General features: G+C 39.6%; 1 protein-coding gene. It reads right to left on the minus strand.

Annotation, left to right across the window (positions count from 1 at the left end; translation table 11 throughout):
* Nucleotides 1-268, minus strand: a 268-nt coding sequence (locus tag RM549_RS19465; RefSeq protein WP_349254682.1) for an FTR1 family protein, incomplete at both ends; no start/stop codon positions are given.

Here is a 268-nt window from a genome sequence, read left to right on the forward strand (position 1 = left end):
GATGAAAGAAACAGGACCACTTCAAAAGCTTCCCTGAACACCACGATGAATGAGAAAATAAACAAGCCTATCCCATTTCCGGTTTCTGAAATGCGGTTTATTTTATTTTTTATGAAGTGTTTCCACTTCGATATTTCAGAATGGGAATGAAGCCAAACACCTGCAAAGAGCAACACCAGCACAGCCAGAATAGCTCCAACACCTTCCATCAATTCTCTTGATGCTCCGCTTAAATTGATGAGTTTATCTACAAAAAACCAACTCACCA

The sequence above is a fragment of the Autumnicola patrickiae genome (genome assembly GCF_031846525.1).
GTDB lineage: Bacteria > Bacteroidota > Bacteroidia > Flavobacteriales > Flavobacteriaceae > Autumnicola > Autumnicola patrickiae.